This window comes from Enterococcus pallens ATCC BAA-351, assembly GCF_000407485.1.
Classification (GTDB): domain Bacteria; phylum Bacillota; class Bacilli; order Lactobacillales; family Enterococcaceae; genus Enterococcus_A; species Enterococcus_A pallens.
Map to the genome: position 1 here is coordinate 671,780 of NZ_ASWD01000001.1, position 19,493 is coordinate 691,272.

16 protein-coding genes and 1 pseudogene are annotated in these 19,493 nt (G+C 42.0%); 4 read left to right on the forward strand and 13 right to left on the reverse strand.

What is annotated here, in order from left to right:
* The 7 genes and pseudogenes from I588_RS03260 to I588_RS03290 form a co-directional block, all read right to left on the reverse strand.
* A complete protein-coding gene (locus tag I588_RS03260; RefSeq protein ID WP_010757518.1) occupies window positions 1-891 on the reverse strand; it encodes an ROK family protein in 891 nt (296 codons plus the stop codon).
* Window position 892: 1 nt separating this feature from the next.
* Window positions 893-2,251, reverse strand: coding sequence for a glycoside hydrolase family 1 protein (locus I588_RS03265; RefSeq protein ID WP_010757519.1), 1,359 nt, complete (start codon window positions 2,249-2,251; stop codon window positions 893-895).
* Window positions 2,252-2,304: 53 nt separating this feature from the next.
* On the reverse strand, window positions 2,305-3,642 hold the full coding sequence (locus I588_RS03270; protein ID WP_010757520.1) for a PTS sugar transporter subunit IIC: 1,338 nt from the start codon (window positions 3,640-3,642) through the stop codon (window positions 2,305-2,307).
* Between the two features lie 164 nt (window positions 3,643-3,806).
* Window positions 3,807-4,511 carry a GntR family transcriptional regulator gene (locus I588_RS03275; RefSeq protein ID WP_010757521.1) on the reverse strand — a complete coding sequence of 235 codons (705 nt, stop codon included), beginning with the start codon at window positions 4,509-4,511 and terminating at the stop codon, window positions 3,807-3,809.
* A 117-nt stretch (window positions 4,512-4,628) separates the two neighbouring features.
* Window positions 4,629-6,053: a glycoside hydrolase family 1 protein gene (locus tag I588_RS03280; RefSeq protein WP_010757522.1), complete on the reverse strand. Its 1,425-nt coding sequence runs from the start codon at window positions 6,051-6,053 to the stop codon at window positions 4,629-4,631.
* 491 nt (window positions 6,054-6,544) lie between these two features.
* Window positions 6,545-7,158 (reverse strand): annotated as a pseudogene (locus I588_RS26710) (response regulator transcription factor).
* Between the two features lie 136 nt (window positions 7,159-7,294).
* A complete protein-coding gene (locus tag I588_RS03290) occupies window positions 7,295-8,347 on the reverse strand; it encodes an ornithine cyclodeaminase family protein (protein WP_010757523.1) in 1,053 nt (350 codons plus the stop codon).
* Window positions 8,348-8,792: 445 nt separating this feature from the next.
* Between I588_RS03290 and I588_RS26345 the strand changes: the two genes are divergently transcribed.
* The 3 genes from I588_RS26345 (at window position 8,793) to I588_RS03305 (ending at window position 11,876) form a co-directional block, all read left to right on the forward strand.
* Entirely contained in the window at window positions 8,793-9,014 is a 222-nt protein-coding gene (locus tag I588_RS26345) for a DJ-1/PfpI family protein (RefSeq protein WP_051130083.1), read from the forward strand.
* 99 nt (window positions 9,015-9,113) lie between these two features.
* On the forward strand, window positions 9,114-10,220 hold the full coding sequence (locus I588_RS03300) for a DNA alkylation repair protein (RefSeq protein ID WP_010757524.1): 1,107 nt from the start codon (window positions 9,114-9,116) through the stop codon (window positions 10,218-10,220).
* 489 nt (window positions 10,221-10,709) lie between these two features.
* Window positions 10,710-11,876 (forward strand): RtcB family protein, encoded by a 1,167-nt coding sequence (locus tag I588_RS03305; protein WP_010757525.1) that lies wholly within the window; start codon window positions 10,710-10,712, stop codon window positions 11,874-11,876.
* Between the two features lie 101 nt (window positions 11,877-11,977).
* Here I588_RS03305 and I588_RS03310 read toward each other — a convergent pair whose 3' ends face one another.
* Together I588_RS03310 and I588_RS03315 are read right to left on the reverse strand one after the other, a co-directional pair.
* On the reverse strand, window positions 11,978-14,419 hold the full coding sequence (locus I588_RS03310) for a glycyl radical protein (RefSeq protein WP_010757526.1): 2,442 nt from the start codon (window positions 14,417-14,419) through the stop codon (window positions 11,978-11,980).
* A gap of 132 nt (window positions 14,420-14,551) precedes the next feature.
* Complete coding sequence (locus I588_RS03315) at window positions 14,552-15,295, reverse strand: DeoR/GlpR family DNA-binding transcription regulator (RefSeq protein WP_010757527.1); 744 nt, start codon at window positions 15,293-15,295, stop codon at window positions 14,552-14,554.
* 140 nt (window positions 15,296-15,435) lie between these two features.
* On the opposite strand from I588_RS03315, the gene I588_RS03320 reads away from it, so the two are divergent.
* Complete coding sequence (locus I588_RS03320; RefSeq protein ID WP_010757528.1) at window positions 15,436-16,212, forward strand: glycyl-radical enzyme activating protein; 777 nt, start codon at window positions 15,436-15,438, stop codon at window positions 16,210-16,212.
* A 130-nt stretch (window positions 16,213-16,342) separates the two neighbouring features.
* Here I588_RS03320 and I588_RS03325 read toward each other — a convergent pair whose 3' ends face one another.
* The 4 genes from I588_RS03325 to I588_RS03340 form a co-directional block, all read right to left on the reverse strand.
* On the reverse strand, window positions 16,343-17,041 hold the full coding sequence (locus tag I588_RS03325) for a M23 family metallopeptidase (RefSeq protein WP_010757529.1): 699 nt from the start codon (window positions 17,039-17,041) through the stop codon (window positions 16,343-16,345).
* A 70-nt stretch (window positions 17,042-17,111) separates the two neighbouring features.
* Window positions 17,112-17,741, reverse strand: a complete 630-nt coding sequence (locus I588_RS03330; RefSeq protein WP_010757530.1) for a TetR/AcrR family transcriptional regulator — start codon at window positions 17,739-17,741, stop codon at window positions 17,112-17,114.
* A 162-nt stretch (window positions 17,742-17,903) separates the two neighbouring features.
* Window positions 17,904-19,166: a PTS galactitol transporter subunit IIC gene (locus I588_RS03335; protein ID WP_010757531.1), complete on the reverse strand. Its 1,263-nt coding sequence runs from the start codon at window positions 19,164-19,166 to the stop codon at window positions 17,904-17,906.
* Window positions 19,167-19,184: 18 nt separating this feature from the next.
* Entirely contained in the window at window positions 19,185-19,478 is a 294-nt protein-coding gene (locus I588_RS03340; protein ID WP_010757532.1) for a PTS sugar transporter subunit IIB, read from the reverse strand.
* Window positions 19,479-19,493 lie beyond the last annotated feature (15 nt).

A 19,493-nucleotide genomic window follows, 5' to 3' on the forward strand; every position in this document is an offset into this window, starting at 1 on the left:
TCACTTTTCCTCCTTGATTGGGTTTTCCAGCATAAATTGATAAACAGCCCCCAGCAGATTGGCTTGGTTATAAAATTTGCAAGGCTTTACGACTGGCGCTAATCCTTCAGCACCCTTTTCCAAAATCAGCTGTTTTAAGCGATGATTGACTTCGGCGATTACCTCGGCATTTTTTGAAATGGCACCGCCAATTAGAATGATTTCCGGATCAACGGTCACCGCCAGATTAAAGGCACCTATGGTAATTCCTTGCAGTAAACGATCTACGTAGACTTCGGCTAAAGTATCTCCCTTTTTAGCTAGTTCAAAGACTTCAATCCCACTGTACAATCGCCCATCGTTTTTCTCTTGTGAAAAGTGTTTACTCATGGTGACTGGTGAGCCGGCTTCGCTTAAGGTTTGCTTAGTCTGACCGTCGATAATCATGAAACCAAACTCTCCGCCAAATAAGTGAGCGCCTGGCTGCAGCTGCTGATTAATAACTACGGCTCCACCAATTCCTGACCCGATAATTAAGTAAGCCGAATTCGCCACCTGTCGTGCATTCCCTTGCCACACCTCCGCTAAGGCAGCACAGTTGGCATCATTTTGAATTGAGACCGGCAGACCAATTAAGTCCGCTAGCTCCTGGCGAATTGTGAAACGATGAATATAGTCGATGGCACTGGCTCCATAGATAATGCCGCGAGCAGTATCAACCGCTCCCGGAGAAGCAATGGCAACACCAGTGATTTGCTGGTGGAACTGCTGGACAAGTGCTTGAATGGTTGCTTTCATTTCCAGCCAGGTTTCTGGTGTTTTGATGGAACCCGTATTGCTGAGGGTATTTTCCTGCCATAACCCGTATTTAATAGCTGATCCGCCGATATCTAGTGCCAATAAGCTGTGCATATTATTTCACCTCAGTTGTTTGTAGAAATTCCTTGAACCAGTTAAAGCTCTTTTTAGGAACTCGCTTCATGTCTCGCAGCTCGTGATTTCCGCGATTGACGTATACCATGCCGTAGCGTTTTTCCATATCGCCTTTTGAGCTTGGCAAGTCAATCAATCCCCAGCCTAAATAGCCTAAAACTTCACAGCCGTCGATTGTTATGGCATCCATCATTGCTTTAATGTGCTGTTCATGATAAAAAATGCGGTAATCATCCTGGATCGGATTTTGACCATCCCAGGTTTCTTGTGTACCGATTCCGTTTTCCACTGGAAAAATCGGAACATGGTATTTCTGATACATTTTGTTGATAATATCGCGAAAGCCCAGTGGATCAATGCCCAGGTTCCATGGATTATCTGAAACAAACGGATTTTCCACTTCGCCGTAGGTCAAATAGTAATTAGGCGCGATACCTGTTGGAATATTTTTGTGACTGATTGAACCGGTACAATAATAGCTGAAGGCCAAATAGTCACTACTTTGTTTGGCGATTTCTGCCAGCTCTTCCTCTGAAATCTCCAGCTTTAAGTGCTGCTGCTGGTAGGTTCGAACTTGTTTTGAATAGCCGTGGCCGCAGAAAGCATCTAATAAATGTTGATTGACAAACTCATCCCATTCTCTAGCCACCAGAACATCTTTGGGATGATTCGTAGCCGGATACATGTTGGAATAGGCCAGCATCCCCCCGATTTTCCCGTCCGTTGTCTCATGAATGTAATTGGCGATTTTCGCATGGGCTACCATGATATTGTGGGCTATCTGATGAATATTTTCAGCCGTATCCGCTGTGTTCAAGGTACCACCATACAACAAAGCCAATGGAGTAGAATACAGGTTTTGTTCATTAAAGGTCACCCAGTATTTGACTTTATGCTTGTAGCGGTCTACCACTTTTTTTCCATAATCCACAAACGCATCGATGACATGTTTACTCATAAAGCCTTCGTAATTTTGCGCTAAATGAAGCGGCATATCAAAATGATACAGACAAAGCATTGGTTCAATACCCCGGTCTAGCATGGCATCAATGTACTGATCATAAAAACGTAGACCCTCTTCATTAAATTCGCCGTCACCCATGGGATTGATTCGTGACCAGGAGGTTTGAAAGCGATAAAAATTCATACCCATTTCCTGCAGCAGATCCAAATCTTCTTCGTAACGATGGTAGCGGTCAATTCCATGTTTCCAGTCAGAGGTCGTTTCAGTTGCCTCGCGAACATCGTAAACCGACAGACCCTTGCCGCCTTCATTCCATGCCCCCTCTGTTTGCATACTGGAGGAAGAATCTCCCCAATAAAATTTTTTTGTTGTCATCGTCTCATTCCATTCATCTTCTTTAATTGTAGTCTTTTCTTATTTCCGCTGGTCTATAGTGCCTGCTCTGCACTTGCCCGAGCAACTCGTTCACTAATTTTCAAGAACGGCAGGTAGAAGAATACTAAAGCCACAATGATAATTGCCTGAACAATAATTGCCCGCCAATCACCAGCAGTTGCTAAAAATCCGCTTAAAAATGGCGGTGTCGTCCAAGGGATCGTTACAACACACGGGTTAACAAACCCTGCTGCTGTTGCCAAATAACCAATAACTGTCCCAATAATCGGCGACAAAACAAACGGAATAATCATTGGCAGATTGAAGACAATCGGCAAGCCAAAAATTACTGGTTCATTGATATTGAAAATATTTGGTCCTAAAGACAGCTTAGATAAATCACGGTACGCCCGATAGCGACTGAAAATTAAAATGGCTAGTATCAGCGCAATCGTTGATCCGGTTCCACCCATCAATGCCCCATAAACTTGGTGGAAAGCGGAATTAATGATGTGTGGCGCATGCTGTCCCGCCGCTGCGGCATCCATGTTCTCATTCATGTTTACCATTAACAATGGGTCCAAAATTGGTCCAGTAATAACCGACTGATGAATTCCAAAAGAAAACAGTAGATTACCTAAACAAACTAAGAACAAGTATCCAACTAATGACGTGCCGACACCTCGTAATGGTTCTTGAATAAAGCGCTCGATGATAGCCATGAAGTCATTTCCAGTTAATTGAATCAAGAAGGAGGCAAAGGCAAATAGAGCCACCACAATTACTAAAGGAATCATCGTATTAAATGACTTGCCGACTGCTGGCGGAACACTGTCCCCTAAATTGATCTTAAGCTTCTTGGAACGAGTCAAACGGATATACAATTCTGTTGCCAGCAAACCAGTGATAATCGCTGCGAAAACTCCTTTTGACCCGATATTTCCATAGCTGATCACCCCATTGATTTGCACCGCTGTTTCGGCATCAACCGGCGTGGTTTCAATCATCATCGGAAGCAGGGTTAAAAAGGCTGGAACTACTGCAATGACTACGCCGATTGGATTATCATACTCACGATTCTTGGCTAAGAAGTAACCAATCGCGATGACTAGAATAATGCCTGTGATGTTCAAGGTAGAATTGGTAATGATATTGCCCCAATTTTGCCAAGTTGTCATGGTTCCTTCGCTGATGATATTGCCAAACCAGCCGCTGGGATCTAATACGACTGAATTAATTAAAATTGCGATCCCTGCTAAAATAAATAATGGCATAATGGTGGCAAAGGAATCTCGCAGTGTTCGTAAATAAATCTGATTGCCAACCTTTTGAGCAGTTAAAACAAATTTTCCCATTAACGCTTCTCTTTTTTGCTTTTTATCCTCATTCATTGTGATACCCCCAAGATAATTTCCAGCTACGCGTTAGCTTTACATGTATCATAGCATCCTTATCGATATTTGTAAACACTTATTTATATATGTATATACTAATTTTATTTGCAAACAAAAAAGTACTCTGCTTGAATTACCAAGTAAAGTACTTTTTGCTGCAATTAGTTAATGTCAGCAACTATTTTTCCTGAAGTATAGGGGTATCTAGTTTTTGATAAATCAAAAGGTGTCCCATCATCAAAGAAAACCACCTGATTGGTTTCCAGAATCGGTTCGCCCACGTCAATTCCAAATTCTTGGCTGTCCAGCTCATTGGCTTTTGAAGCGATAATTACTCGCTGCGCTGCACTGATGACATAGCCTAGTTCGTCACGGATGTAGTTGTAGATCGATCCCATCAGGATTTCCTCATCCAAATCCTTGATATATTTCAAGGGCATAATCGAGGATTCAATACTGCGGGCTTCCTGATCCACGTACCGAACACGCTTAATGTCGTAAACTGGGTCGGTATGCTTAATCTTCAGGGCTTCGTATTCATAAGTAGTAGGAAAACGTACTTCAAAGCGCAGGATTTTACTGGTAACTTCAGCACCTTCCTGCAGTGAGGTTCCAAAGACACTATTAATTTGTGTCACATTTTTATTGTTCTTTTTGATGTTGTTTCGCACATAGGTGCCTGAACCGCGTCTAGTGTACAATAGTCCTTCATCTATCAATAATTGGATCGCTTTTCGAACGGTCACTCGACTAGTCTGATAGGATTTTGCCAAGGTCTCTTGGTCTGGCAGCAGTTCACCTTCTTTATAGTCGCCTTCGATAATTTTTTCCTTTAACGCCATCGCGATCTCTTTATATTTAGGCATGGTTATCACTCTCCGAAATTTGTATATACTTTTATCTTACTCGATTTCCTTTTAGTTGTAAACAGCCTATACAAATATAAACAGCGGCTTAGTTTTTCAACTAACCGCTGCCAAAGCTTATTCAAGTAATTTCTGCAGGTGATCCTCAATTTCTACAGTATTGGTTTTCGCGACTCCTGCAAACCAATATCCGGATTTTTTGATCGTTTTTATTTGGGTATGAATATTCGTTGAAATAAGCCCATAACGATTGCGATAGGCATTGGCCCAGGACCAGCAATCAATCGGTGTCCACAAATGATAGCCAAAACAGTTGGCTCCTTCCTTCATCGCCTGGTTCAGCCAGTATAAATGCTCCTGAATAAACTGAATTCGGTAGTCATCCTCAATCATCCCTGCTTCGCTCAAATATCGCTCTTCTCTTGAAACCCCCATACCATTTTCAGAGACAAACCACTCGATGTTATCATAATTGTTTTTGACATCCATGGCAATGTCGTAAATTGCTTTGGGATAAATTTCCCAGCCCTTATCAACATTCATCCGTCTGCCAGGCAGCTCATACTCGTCATAATACTTATCCGGCAGCCAATCCACCGCCAAGCTGTTAGGGGAGATTGCCGGCGCCTTTACCCGATGAGGATGGTAATAATTCAAGCCTAAATAATCAACCGTGTTTTCTTGAATGATCTTAAGCTCTTCTGGCTCAGCTGCAAACATGACACCATCCTTTTCAAAGATTGCCAGCAGCTTTTCAGGGAAGCTGCCCTTAGTCGAGGCCTTCATGAAAAACTGGTTCAGCCACATATCTGCGTACTCCGAAGCAGCCAAGTCTGCTGCCGAATCAGATGCTGGATAAGGCGGTGTCAGGTTTAGAATGATGCCAATTTTTCCTGCCTCATTTTGCTTGATTTTCTTAAAGCTTTTGACCACCTTGGCCGAGGCCAGCTGCAAATTATAGGCAACCTGAATAGCTTTAGGACCATCCACCAGATTCGGATAGTGAAACTGATGCAGATACTCCCCTTCGACAATTACCATTGGTTCGTTGAAGGTAAACCAATCAGTTACACGATCAGAGAACAGCTCAAAACATTTCTCAGCAAATTTTACAAACAGGTCACCCACATGTTTGGATTCCCAGCCGCCATATTTTTGATACAATTCAACGGGCAAATCAAAATGATGCAGGTTGATTACCGGACGAATTCCGTTTTCAATGAATGTATCAATCACATTATTATAAAATCCAACCGCCTCTTCGTTTACCGTTCCTGTCTCAAAATCATCCATTAATCGAGTCCACTGAATTGAGGTACGCACCGAGTTTAACCCGATTTTTTTCATCAGTTGAATATCCTCGCGATAGCTGTTGTAAAAATTAGAAGCCGTATCCGGCCCAATTTGATCGTAAAACTGCTCTGGTTCGATCTCATACCAATGATCAAAAACACTCGCATGGGTCTTATTAAAGCGTCCTTCCGTTTGCGGGCCGGAGGTAGCTGCTCCCCACCAAAAATTTTCTGGAAATGTTAAATTCATTTTGTCCACCTTTTCAATCTGTTTATATGTGTCGTTCAGATGTTAACCACCCAACCCAAATAAGTATATACTAATTTTTATTTTAAGTATACTAATATTTGAGATGCTACTCTTGATTTCTCTCAACGGATGTTGATCTGCTTATAGCAAACTCATATTTCTCAATGATGCAAAGTGCTGTCATCATTTGAGTTAATGAAGCAATTACGATTTTTTCTGCGGATTTTTTTGATTAATTACCGGACCATTGCGTTTTTCAATAGGTAGTTGTTAACAGAACTCACCCGAATATTGACTTATTTTTCATAATGGGAAAAGTAATTTGTAGTAAAAAACAGCAGAACAATCCCCTTGTTAAGATCATTACCCTCAGCACCAATCCAAACAATAGTTTATTTCTCCTTTTGTTCATAATAAATACCTATTTATAGCTTCATTTAATCCGCTACAAGCAGACACTCTTTTAATATTCACTTAGTTTCACTTTAAGATCAGATTCTGTCGCCGATACCCCAAACCGTTTGGATATATTGGTATTTTCCACAAGTATCCAGTATCTTTTCCCGCAGATGACGGATGTGAATCATAATGGTGTTGTTGGAAGCTGATTACCTGATCCTGACGCTCCCCCAGCAGCTGCAAAATCGAAAATTCCAGCGGTGTTAAAAAAGTTCTTCTTCGTTCAAAAAAACTTTTAGTTTGTCACTATCCAATTCCAATCCTTTTACAACTAACACGTTTCGTTTGATTCCACTGTATTACGTAGCTTTATGTATCTGGGATTTAACCCGCGCTATCAGTTCTAACGGTCGAAAACAGCTTAGTAATGTAATCATCTGCTCCTAGGGTCAATCCAGTAATTTTATCAACCTCTTCTCCCTTGTCTGTCAGCATGAGTATTTGATATGTATAGGTCTCGCAGATTTACTTGCACAAATCAAAGCTGTTGATGTCTATCTAAAATCGCCAGAGCGTATTCTATCTTTACAATTTTGTCCGAGGCTTCGGCACCAGTTTCACAGATATCGACTTCATAATTTTCATCATTAAAAAAAGCAACCAACTCAGAAATTATCTGTTCGTTTTCTACCACCAAAATTTCCACCCGGAATCACACTTTTCCCCTAAAGTATTGCAAATGTCTCTAGCAGATGGTTTCAACTTTCCAGCTACAAAAAAATTCAATCATCAAAATCACAAAAAGCTGCTGCACGATACTTCCATGCAGCAGCCTATTCTATTTATAATGGAAGCTTACGACCAATACCTTCTTGTAAGGCTTTAGAAAAAATCGCTTGCCCCATCACCACATCACTAACCGAGATACCCACGTTGCTGCAGACAATTATTTCGTCTTTGCTGGTTCGTCCTGGATGAAGCCCTGCCAAAATTTCACCGGTCTCACAGGCCACCGGTGCCAGTCCGTCGGGGAAGTAACCCATATCTGCAAATAATTCATGCTCTTCTTTGCTGTCAAGAATATATTTATCCGCCATATAGCAGATTTCCGGATCCCAGAAGGTATTCAAATCACATGGCAGGATCGTCTGTCCTTTTCCAATCCACTCTTTTTTTACGACCTTCAAGGTATCTTTTAAAATGACTGTTGCTGAACTCATCACTTCTGATTGCTTTACTAATTCTTCAGGACTGCTCACTTTAATAATCGGAATAGTTACTTCAGCTTTGACCTCCTCAATCAGCTGATCCATTGTTTCATCGCGAACATCATAAATATAAATCTTTTCTAGATTTTTTAGCGTTTTGACGATGTATCTTACATGGGCAACACCCTGAATACCACAGCCGAACATGCCGAAAGTAGTCGCATCGGGGTGCAGTGCGTTGGCAGCTAAAGCCGTTACAGCTGGCGTACGCATAGCAGTCAGCCAAGCTGAATCCATCACTGTGATCGGCACACCAGTGGTAATGTCATTAAGAATCAATAGACCAGTTGTTTGCGGCAAATTGAATTCTTTTGGATTACGCGGATAACATTCGATCCATTTCACACCGCAGGCTAAATTATCTGGGACGTAGGCTGGCATGGCATGATAAAATACATCAGGATAAGGATGAATACCAATCTTCGCTGGCATTTCATAAGCCTTTTTTCCGTGGGCGATCAGAGCTTGCTTAACTAATTCCAACGTTTCATCGATGGTTGGTCCCGCAGTTTTACATTCCTCTTGAGTCAACCAAAGAAGTTCTTTACCTAAATCCAGTTTCGTTTTTAAATACTCGTGCTGTGCTTGAAACGATTTCAGTTGGGCTTCTGTTGCTTCGTATGACATAAAAATCTCCTCCATTATTTTATAAATAGCAGAATTTCCTGCATTTATATTTTATATTTTTCAAAAAACCTTCCTTCAAACAATTATAATTCTAGTGTACGGTGGTCTCAAGCCTGCTGTCAATGAAATATTTAATAGGTGATTTATTCTTTCGATTAATTGATAACTGTAGTTTGTTGCTGAACTGAAAAATTCTTTTGAATTTGCTTTTTTCTTATTGCGTCTGCTCTATCTAGTGCAGATCACGGGGGAAATCTTGTTATCAAGCAAATCATATGTGATAATTAGCGCAATAGTTAATAATTCTGTTATTCCTTCACTCGTTTTTAAAACAGCTTGACGATTTTGAAACCCGTGACGCATTTAGTCCAGCAGAGATTATTGGTAAGCTGACTAGCACCTATACTCTTAATTATTATTCCAATGACAGAGGAATTGTCACCAGTTGGCAAAACGCACAGGTCAATACACGACCTCTTCAAAAGATGTGCTATTGGTCCGTGGAGGAATGAGCATTCGAACACTGGTAAATGACGAAGAGTTTATTCGCCAGCTGACTCTCGCTGCTAATTCCGCTTCTTATGTTCTCACGGTTTGTACTGGCTCTGCCCTGCTTGCTAAAACGGGACTGCTTGATGGATGGCAGGCAACTTCCAAATTACTTTGACCGTTTGTTTAAGGAGTAGACTGGCGAAAGTGTTTGCATGGGCAGAATGCTATAATTTACCGAGAAAAGATTCCAAGCATTACTAAAAAGGAGAAAATGATGACTATTTCACTAAAAGATAAGTACTACAATTACGATTCGGTCCATCAGCTGGCTTTGCGAATTCAGGCTGTCGATCCCACCTTTGCTGTCGACGATTTCGTGCGTGCAGTTGTAGACGAGACGTGGGAAGATCTGGCACTGAAAGCTCGGATGCATCAAATCAGCTTGAAGCTCGGAAACTATCTGCCTGCCGATTATGGTAAGGCTCTTGGGATACTTGACCAAGTTTTGACTAGCTATCCTGCTGGCTACAGCAATTTATTTCTTATGTGCCTGCCCGATTTTGTTGAAGTTTATGGTCAGGCTGAGGAACATTGGGATTTGTCGATGGCTGCTTTAGAAAGGTATACGCCGTTTTCGACTTCGGAATTTGCGGTGCGGCCTTTTATCATTCAGCATGAACTGCGCATGATGGAACAGATGAGCATTTGGGCAAAGCACGACAATGAACATGTTCGTCGGCTTGCCAGCGAAGGCTGTCGTCCGCGTTTGCCTTGGGGACAAGCGCTGGTCAGCTTCAAAAAAGATCCGACACCGGTTCTGGCGATTTTGGAGCAGCTGAAGGCTGACCCTTCATTGTATGTTCGCAAGAGTGTGGCCAATAATTTGAACGACATTTCCAAGGATCATCCTGAGCTGGTTGCCAAAATTGCTGCGGATTGGTATGGAAATAATCAACATACGGATTGGATCGTCAAGCATGGCTGTCGAACATTGCTTAAAAAAAGCCATCGGAAGGTTCTCAGTATCTTTGGTTTTGGGGATGCGGATTGTTTAACAGTGGAAGACTTCGCATTAGCTGCTGACTCGATTATTGATGGAGAGGATTTGATCTTTTCTTTTCAGGTCAAGGCGAAGGAAACCACCAAGCTGCGACTGGAATATGGAGTCGATTTTGTAAAGGCCAATGGCACCCGTAATCGAAAGATATTTCAAATTGCCGAAACGACGTTGAAGGCCGGAGAAAAAAGAGCGTTCACTAAGAAACGGTCCTTTGCAAAGATAAATACTCGAAAACATTATCCTGGCACTCATTCTCTTACGTTGATTATGAATGGTGTCGAACAAGGAACATTGGATTTTGAGGTACTAGGTACTAGCTAATCAATAAATTCGTTTAAGTGTGATGCAGGAACTCTTAGTAGATACTAAAGCATTTTTTGTCGTTTTACTTTAATTATTAAAAGAACGATTGTTATGGATTTATCGAATTCACCTTGACACACGGTCCTAGATGATGCTAGGATGAAAAGGAATTCAAACGAAGGGAGAGAGCACAATGATTAAGACTAATAAAACCAACCAAATCCAATTGATTGATCAGTTCGATTCGTTTTATGGCAGCAGTGGGTCTTTTTCGGCAGACTCTCTTTGTAAATAATCCGAATTTTTCAAACTGTCAATCACTGGATTGACAGTTTTTTTGTGCCCTTTTTTCAAAAGAGGCTGCGCAAAAATCGTGATAATTAGATCGTCATTTTTAAATTTCAAAAACTAACGGAGGTGTTTCCAATGAGTGGAAAAAGAAAAAATCAGAGAGTCAGACAAAACAACTAGAGGAATCCCTTGATTCCTCATAAGAGAGGATTCAATATGTTAACAATTAAAGGAAAATACAATACCGCAACCGTCTACACCGACATCGTGACTGACAGTACCGTTGGTCAAATCATGACACTATGTAATCAAAAATTTGCTCAGGATGCGAAGATTCGAATCATGCCAGATACCCACAGCGGCTCCAGCTGCGTGATCGGTACCACCATGACCGTGAAGGATCAAGTAGTACCCAATCTTGTGGGTGTCGACATCGGCTGCGGTCTTTATGTCACTAAAATCAAAAAAGGTGTAAAGCTAAACTTTGACAAGCTGGATCGCATCATCCGTAATCGAATTCCCAGTGGACATCATTCTCATAATAAACCGCAATACATGTTCCCTTTGGAGGAGGTGCAGGCACCGATTCATCGTGGCTGGGCTTTGCGTAGTTTGGGAACGTTAGGCGGAGGCAATCACTTTATTGAAGTCAACGAAGGCAGCGACGGCGTGTACTTGGTAATTCATAGCGGCAGCCGGGTTTTAGGTAAAGAAATTGCTGAATACCACCAAGAGATTGCCTATCAAAAACTATCTCAAAGAAGGCAGGAGTTAAAACAGCTGGCCAAGGCAGTCAGTGATCCGGCGGAAAAAGACGTACTCCTGCAAGAACGCGAAGAAATCAAAATTCCTTATGAGCTGTCCTACGTATCAGAAAAAGATTTGGTAAATTACCTATCCGATATGCAAATTGCCCAACAATATGCCGCCTTCAATCGTCAAAGTATGGCATTGACCATTTTGAAAGCTATGAAATGGGACAAGCAGGTGATTGAAAGCTTTGACAGCCCTCACAATTACATTGATCTGCAGCATATGATTTTACGTAAAGGGGCCGCTTCCGCCCGAAAAAACGAGAAAATGATTGTGCCGCTGAATATGAAGGACGGTTCGATTATAGGCGTGGGCAAAGGCAATGAGGAATGGAATCAATCGGGGCCTCATGGTGCTGGCCGCATGATGAGCCGCTCGCAGGCGCGGGCCTCCATCAGTTTGGAAAATTATCAGCATATGATGCGTCACGTGTGGACGACTTCAGTTTCCAAGAAGACCTTGGATGAAGCACCAAAAGCTTATAAATCCAAGAAGCAGCTGCTGGAGCATTTGCCTGAGACCATGGAAGTAAAAGAAGTCATTCGGCCGTTGTATAATTTTAAGGGGTAGTACTGCCTATATTGGAGAAGCGGTTTTTTAAACCAAGTTTTTATAAATAAAGCGTAAAAAAACTGGCTCAACAGTCTTACCTGTTAAGCCAGTTTTCATTTTTAAATCGCATGCTCTGTCCGTTCGATAATGTCATCCTGCGTTGCCTTTGATAGAACATTGAAGAAAGCCGAGTAGCCAGCGACCCGAACAATCAAGTCTCGGTGTTTTTCTGGATGCTTCTGGGCATCAATTAAGGTTTCCCGCGAAACGACATTATATTGAATGTGGTAGCCATGTAGCTTATTAAAGAAAGTACGTAACAGCATAATCAGCTTCTGTTTGTCTTCTTCTTTTGCCAAAGTCTGCGGATTTACCTTTTGGTTCAGCAGAACGCCTCCGATAATTTCTTCGGTACGTAGTTTCGAAACAGATTTTAATACTGCAGTTGGTCCATTTTTATCCATATTATGGGAAGGTGAACAGCCTTCTGCTAATGGTACCCAAGCATTACGGCCATCTGGTGTTGCCATGGTTCCTCGACCTTGACCGACATTGGCTGAAATCGATGAGGTTCCTGAATAGCGGGTACCGCCGATTGGTCCGCGGCCAAAACGCGTACTTGGATATTTCTTAACTTCTTCGATGTAGCTATCGTAAGCTTCACGTACCAGCATATCTGGATAATCGTCATCATTACCGTATTTCGGCACATCGTTTAAGATCATTTGTTGGATTTCTTTGCTGCGGTCGCTTGCGTAATCCGTCATCAAGGCTTCCCACAATTCTTCAGTGGTCACTTTCTTGTCTTCAAAGACCAGCTTCTTAATTGCTGCCAATGAGTCAGCCAAGTTGGCAATCCCTACCTGCAAACCGGAAATGAAGTCGTACACTGCGCCACCTTCTTTTAAGGTTTTGCCGCGACCGATACAATCTTCGGTTAAAGCGGAGCACAACACATCCGGTACTTCATTTTCCAAGCCGATATCAATCGCATTTTCTACGATTACACTCATGCGAGTCAACTCCCGTACCGTTTTGTCCCATGCTGCTTGCAATTCTTCAAAGCTCTTCATGTCCTTGAAGTGGCCGTTACCTTTCACAAAGCGTTTGCCGGAAACTGGGTCAATCCCGTCGTTCATGGCAGTCATCAAAATTTTAGGGAAATTCATGTAGCTCATTCCGGTACAGCGGTAGCCCCATTTGCCGGGGACCGCTGTCTCGACACAGCCGATTGCGCTATAATCATAGGCATCTTCTTCTGTGACCCCAATCTTTATAAAGGATGGAATGATAATTTCGTCATTGTTAAAGGCGGGCATCCCAAAACCAATCTTCATCACTTCAATTGCTTCATCCATAAAGCGTTTGTCTAAGCCTGAATGATAACGAACGGTTAAATTCGGCTGCGGCAGCTTGGTTTGCGCCACACTCTTCAATACTAGGTAAGACAATTCATTCACGGCGTCTTTTTTGTCGCGAGTTTGGCCACCGATTGTTACATTTTGGTAAAGTGGGCTGCCAGCACTGCTGAAGGTATGAGCCTGGCTGCGGACTTTATTGACAGTTAAGGTTTTAATCCATAGGTTAGTCAATAATTCCACTGCTTGATCTTCAGTAATAGTACCTTTCTCCAAATCAGCCTTCAAATATGGATACATGTATTGATCGAAACGACCGTAAGACAATGAGTGTCCATTGGATTCAATTTGTAAAATCAGTTGGATAAACCAGACTGACTGAATCGCTTCATGGAAGGTTTCGGCTGGCTCGTTAGGTACCTTGGCGCAAATGCGGCTGATTTCCAACAGCTCCGCTTTTCTTTCTGGCGCTGCCGTTTCTGCTTGCTCCTTTGCCAATTGTGAGAAACGCTCCGCAAAGGTTTTCACTGCATCCAGTACAATCAAAATCGCATTGTAAAATTGGTATTTCTTAATGCTTTCTGGTTGCGTTAAGTCTAAATTCGCTTTTTCTTTCAGGGTACGTTTCTTATAGCCTTGTAAACCGACTTCCAACACTTGGCGGTAATCAACCGCTAGATGGGCATCGCCGGAATTCATCTTGCCTTCCATGCCGAAGAAGCCGGTTTCCATAAAGACGGAAACTTCTTCCGGCAATAAGCAGCCTGCTTTTGCCCGTAGATTATTATTTTCCCAAAACGGGGCAATCGAGCGTAAATCCTCCTTGGTTTGTTCAGTAATGTAAAAAACATCGCCGTCACGTTTTTCAAACAAATCTAATTCATTTAAAACAAATTCCATCGTGTACTCAGGAAAAATCGGTGCATCCTTGTTGGAAGACGCTTGATTGCCGACAATTAAGGTTTCATCTTCAATGTAGATGGACATTTTTTCCAGAATGTTTTTCAGCATCAGCGCTCGCTTCATTACATTGGTCTGGTTCATATTTCCCTTGTAGGCTTCCGTAGCCAGCAGCGCTCTTTCTGCGCAGATATACGGTTTTTTAGTTAAAACAGACTCTCGGTAATTATTCATACGATTGGTTAAGGTTCCAAAATGTGGTTGGTTTTCAGCAGCGGTTTTTTCTTTGATTTGAGTACTCATTACGCTTCCTCCTAATTTTCGTTCGTAAACATCATAGTTTCTTTAGTAACTATAATAGCACGCGTAAAGAAGAGCAGTCAACCGGATTTTCCTTTTTAACAAACAAAAAAAATATTGCACACATGTGCAATATTAAACGGTGGTTACTTCTATTTTATGATCGGTTAAAAACGTCAATGTCTCCTCTGGAATCTTGGAATCGGTGAATACCTTGCTGATTTCACTGAAGCCAAATTCAGAAACAACCCCATTTTGAGTAAATTTGCTGGAATCGGTTAATACAATCGTTTGATTCGCAGCGGTCGCCAGGGTTCTTGTGGTGTCGCAACGAGTGATATCACTACCTGTAAATCCCCGTTTTTTGTCAAAGCCATCAATTCCGATAAACAGCTTATCAACAAAAAATTCACTGATCACCTGCTTAACCAAGGGGCCAACATTGACTTGAGAATCCTTCTGATATTCACCGCCAATTAAAATGACCTTGACTGACTCCGCCTTGCGAACATAAGAAGCAATGAAGCAAGAATTAGTAATAATAGTAATATCGTTTCGATTGAAAGCCAACTCTTCGGCTAGCAGCGCACAGGTAGATCCGGATTCAATCATTACCACATCGCCATCGTTAACGATGGTGCTGGCTTCTAAGGCAATTTTTCGCTTAAGATCGTAGTTTTGTGCTAAACGAAAGTTGATGTCATCTGTATTATTTAATAGAGCATAGCCATGCTGGCGATGCAGCAGCCCTCTGGATTCAAGCTTGTCTAAATCTTTTCGAATGGTTACTTTGGAAACCTTCAGCAGCTCTGAAAGCTCATTCACTTCGATTTTTTTCTTTTGGCTGACAATCGAAAGTATTTCTTCTTCTCTAGACATCCAACCCCTCCTATTCCTTACCAGATTAACACATTTTCTATTTTACAACAATCATAAATTATTTTCGTACGTAACTAAAACTATTTACGTAAACATAAAAATTTGATAAGATGAACGTGATTAAGAAAGGAGTCTTCATCATGATTGACCAAGCATGTATTTTCAATATCCAAAAATTTAGTATCCACGATGGCCCAGGAATTCGGACCGTAGTTTTCTTCAAGGGCTGTCCGTTGCGCTGCTACTGGTGCTCCAATCCTGAGTCCCAGGCTAGCGAGCCGGAAAAGATGTGGGATACTCAAAAGAAAGACTATACCACTGTGGGAGAATACAAAACCATGGATGAGATTATTGATGAGGTCATGAAGGACGAACCTTTTTACGATGAATCAGATGGCGGTGTGACTCTTTCCGGCGGAGAAGTTCTTTATCAGGCGGAATTTGCCACCGAATTATTACGGCGATTAAAGGAAAAAGGGATCCATACAGCTAGCGAAACTACTGGCTTTGCTAAACAAGAGGTGTTCGAGAAATACATCGAACAGGTGGATCTCTTGTATTTTGATGTGAAGCATCATGATGAGCTGCAGCACAAAAAAGGCACCAAAGCCTCTTTGGCTCCGATTTTGAATAATTTGGCCTTTGCTTTAAAGCACCACAGCAATTTGATCGTTCGCATTCCCGTTATTCCCAATTTTAACGATGGCTCAGAAAATGCGGCAGCCTTTGCTGACTTGTTTAATCAAATGGGGATTCAGCAGGTTGAGCTTTTGCCCTTCCATCAATTCGGCGAGAAAAAATATGCCTTTTTGGATCGCGACTATCAAATGCAGGACATTCCGCAGCTCCATACTGAAGATTTGACTTATTTTAAGGATATTCTTGAGCAACATGCTATCATTTGTGACGTTCACTAATAAGCGGGGGTGAAGCAGGTTTCACGACTTGCTTCACTTTTTGTTGCTTCTTAAAAGGAATTAGTTCGTTCATTGTTCTTGGAAAATGATGATGCTCAGCCCATCTCTCTTTCTTATATTTACTTCCGCTTTATTCAAGAAATCTGATTCGATCTTTGACGGTTGGAATCCCGTTTATTACCCTTTGCCATTTTCCATCCTGATATCGTTCGTATTGCTTAAAGGCACAAGGCAGTCCCTTGGCTTGGACAATATCGCTGCTGTCCATCAGCTGAAAATGCAAATGCGGGCCAAAGGAATTTCCTGAGTGTCCGACATGTCCGATCAGTTGGCCTTTTTTGACCTGTTGACCAGCCACGACCTTCACCGAATCGGTTTGTAAGTGGCACAAGGCGGCATAAATATTTTCGGTTTGTTTGATAATTACATAATTTCCAGCAACCGCTCGGGCATCATCAACCGCTGGATCAAAATGATGGGCATTTTTATACGCATTTAACAGATCCGTACGCAAATTAGTGTGGGTGCGTTCAGGATAATGATCTTCTGCTAAAACAACTTCGCCACTAAAGGGGGCATAAATTTCCTGTCCCCAGCAATAATAATCGCTGATGGGCAATCCGGAAATTAAATACTTAGGCAAGCTGCTGCGATAGGCCGGCCAGCCGCAACGCTTCCAATCTACTTGAATAAAATCATAGGCATAGCGTGTTCCCAAGCGATCCGTTCCATGACTAGGTATCTTGGTGCCGGGTGTATTTGGCGACTGCCATTCGCCTCGCAAAGGAAATTCGACAATAATCGGTTCGGGCATTTCAGCATTCTGCACAGGAGGTCCTCCTATCCTGATTTGACTAAGTAATACAACTGCCAACACAATTCCAGCCAATGCAATCTTCTTATTCATCGGCTGCAACGTAAAATAGTTTTCGCAATTCCTCTAAATAATCCTCTAACACAGCAAGAAGCCCTGCCTCGTCTATATCTGTACGATTGGAGGTTTTTATTTTCTCCACAATCTGATTCGTAAATCCCTCATTCGTCCACAAAATAAATTGCAGCGCCTTTTCAAGATCCAACTCCTTGCGAAAATTCGTAGTGTCTAAATTAGCAAACAGCTGCTGCCGACAAGCTGCCTGTTTTTTCCCAGCCGCTACTCGTTGGTTGATTGCCTCCGATTTAGTTTCCGCCGACAATTTGTTAAAGTCCAGAATCCACGGATACTGCTTAATCAATTTCAGCTGCAATAGATATGACTGCTGCAAGCGAACAAAAATATCCCCCTGTGAAAAATCAAGTTGACTAAAATATTCCCGGTCCAGCAACTCCATAAAATAATCATACATCGCCAGAAAAAGTTCCTGCTTGCTCGTGACATAATGAAACATTAATGGCTTGGACATCTTAGCACTTTTAGCTATTCGGTTAGTCGAAGCCTGATCATAGCCCTTCGTCACGAACTCCTCCAAGGCAGCATTCAGCAGCATATCGCGCCGTTTTGCTTCCAACTCTAATAATTTTGTATCCATAAGCAGCCCCTCCATTTACCTATCAGGTCAACACAAACATACACTTATTTACCTATCAGGTCAATAGTTGATTGTATGAACGATATATAATAGAAGAAACTTTTTCATTTAGACAGATCGAAAGCCCAGAACGGGAAAGTCCTGGGCTTCTGTTCCATTCTATTAAGACAATAAACTCAACAAATAATAAACAATCCATGAATACCACTGGGTTCCCACAGCTAATGAAGTAATTTCGGTTGCTTCACCCGGAATTTGGTAACCAATATCAGCAGCTAAACCAGTCATAATCGGTGCAGCGATACCTGAAATATACAAAGTAATCGTCGCAATAAAGATGCCGGTAATTACGCCGCGAAACAGATTGCCCTTTGAAGGTAAGATAGCGAAAATCATGTAAAATGGCAATGCTGTCAAATCAGCCAACGGCAGGGTTTTGTTTCCTGGAAGGATGAACGCCAATACCAAGGTGATAGGAATCATCAATAAGCCTAGAGATAAAACAAAGGGGTGCCCAATACCTAATGCAGCGTCCAAACCAATGTAAATTTCTCGGCCCTCGAAGCGTTTTTCCATGAATTCCTGAGCTGCTTCGGAAATGACAATCAAGCCATCCATCAACAATGAGACCATCCGCGGAATCAGGACTAATGATGCTGCAATGGAAACAGCCGTAGTCAGGATATCCGACAAAGGCATCCCAGCAACTGCTGCTAATAAGCCGCCGATCACCAAGCCCATCATCATTGGTTCGCCAAAAATTCCTAGTCTCTTCTGAACATTTTCAGTCGTCCAATTAATCTTGTTAATCCCAGGAATACGGTCTAACAGCCAATTCATTGGATACCCTAACACTGCCCAGCCCGTTGTCTGCAGTGCCGGCAGTGAAATTCCTTCCAAACCTAAAACATCCGACACATCCTTTTGGGTCATATCTGCTAATTTGAAGATAATGGCCATATTGATCACCGCACTTGCTACGGCTAAAATCATACTTCCAGTCGTTAGATACAATGCACTAGCAATAAACAGCGGCTGCCAATAATTCCAGATATCGACATCCATTGTTTTGGTTAAATTAAACATTAACATCAATACATTGGTTACAATGATGGCGATAAAAACAAACGGAACCACTGGCGTTCCCCAAGCAATCGAAGACCCGATTCCCCAGCCGATATCTGTCGCTGTCAAACTAAAGTTATACCGTTCAACCAACGCTTTGGTTACTGGTGTAATGGCATTCATCATGACACCCGCCATGACATTAATTCCGATGAACCCGATTCCGACAGTCAACCCCGCTTTAAACGATACTGACAGCTTTCTGCCAAAGATGACACCCAAAATAGTAATAATAATGGGCATCATCACACTCACACCTAGATCAATGATGTATTTGAAAAAGTCAAAAACAACTGACATATTTTCTCCTCCTATATCCTAAAACCCCAGAATCTCACGAATTTCCTGCTTCGTTTTATCTTTGCCAATTCCGGTTAAAAATGAACGGCCCAACACTACCGGCACATCGCCTAAATCACTTGAAATCGTCGTCGAGCTGATCACCACATCAGGCTTTTTGTTGGCTACCTTAGAAGGAATATCTGAGACAATGTATTGACTGATATCGTACTGAACATTGTTTTCATCTAAAAACTCCGACACCTTTTTCACGATAACCGTCGATGTAGCAATTCCGGTACCGCAGCAGACATAAATTCTTTTTCGCTTCATTTTTATCTTCCTTTC

Bases quoted from the DNA above. Each gene is read 5' to 3' on its own strand.
- I588_RS03260 (WP_010757518.1), bottom strand. From the start codon at position 891: ATGCACAGCTTATTGGCACTAGATATCGGCGGATCAGCTATTAAATAC.
- I588_RS03265 (WP_010757519.1), bottom strand. From the start codon at position 2,251: ATGACAACAAAAAAATTTTATTGGGGAGATTCTTCCTCCAGTATGCAA.
- I588_RS03270 (WP_010757520.1), bottom strand. From the start codon at position 3,642: ATGAATGAGGATAAAAAGCAAAAAAGAGAAGCGTTAATGGGAAAATTT.
- I588_RS03275 (WP_010757521.1), bottom strand. From the start codon at position 4,511: ATGCCTAAATATAAAGAGATCGCGATGGCGTTAAAGGAAAAAATTATC.
- I588_RS03280 (WP_010757522.1), bottom strand. From the start codon at position 6,053: ATGAATTTAACATTTCCAGAAAATTTTTGGTGGGGAGCAGCTACCTCC.
- I588_RS03290 (WP_010757523.1), bottom strand. From the start codon at position 8,347: ATGTCATACGAAGCAACAGAAGCCCAACTGAAATCGTTTCAAGCACAG.
- I588_RS03300 (WP_010757524.1), top strand. From the start codon at position 9,114: ATGACTATTTCACTAAAAGATAAGTACTACAATTACGATTCGGTCCAT.
- I588_RS03305 (WP_010757525.1), top strand. From the start codon at position 10,710: ATGTTAACAATTAAAGGAAAATACAATACCGCAACCGTCTACACCGAC.
- I588_RS03310 (WP_010757526.1), bottom strand. From the start codon at position 14,419: ATGAGTACTCAAATCAAAGAAAAAACCGCTGCTGAAAACCAACCACAT.
- I588_RS03315 (WP_010757527.1), bottom strand. From the start codon at position 15,295: ATGTCTAGAGAAGAAGAAATACTTTCGATTGTCAGCCAAAAGAAAAAA.
- I588_RS03320 (WP_010757528.1), top strand. From the start codon at position 15,436: ATGATTGACCAAGCATGTATTTTCAATATCCAAAAATTTAGTATCCAC.
- I588_RS03330 (WP_010757530.1), bottom strand. From the start codon at position 17,741: ATGGATACAAAATTATTAGAGTTGGAAGCAAAACGGCGCGATATGCTG.
- I588_RS03335 (WP_010757531.1), bottom strand. From the start codon at position 19,166: ATGTCAGTTGTTTTTGACTTTTTCAAATACATCATTGATCTAGGTGTG.
- I588_RS03340 (WP_010757532.1), bottom strand. From the start codon at position 19,478: ATGAAGCGAAAAAGAATTTATGTCTGCTGCGGTACCGGAATTGCTACA.